A 326-nucleotide genomic window follows, 5' to 3' on the forward strand; every position below is an offset into this window, starting at 1 on the left:
ATAAGTGTGGCAAAGGTGTGTCTTGCCGTATGCGTGGTAAAGGGAAAGGCTATACCCTCTCTAAGGCGCAATGCTTTAAGATACGACTGATAGGTGGCATACTTCATCTGTGGCAGCAGTCTTTCCCTTTCTTCGCCTCGATACTTCTCTATTATCCTAATCGCTTCGGGCAACAACTTAATACGGCAAAGTACACCTGTCTTCTTCCTATTGAACTTCATCCAAAGATTTTCCTCATCATCACGGACAAGATGTTTCTTACTTAATCCCATTAAATCACAATAGGCTGCACCTGTATGACAGGCAAAAACAAACAAATCCCTTGC

Annotated in this window: 1 pseudogene; it reads right to left on the minus strand. The window is 42.9% G+C overall.

The features are described from left to right. Positions 1–326, minus strand: a pseudogene (locus X919_RS14830) (tyrosine-type recombinase/integrase); the annotation flags it as partial.

The organism is Prevotella sp. HJM029, assembly GCF_000599605.1.
Taxonomy (GTDB): domain Bacteria; phylum Bacteroidota; class Bacteroidia; order Bacteroidales; family Bacteroidaceae; genus Prevotella.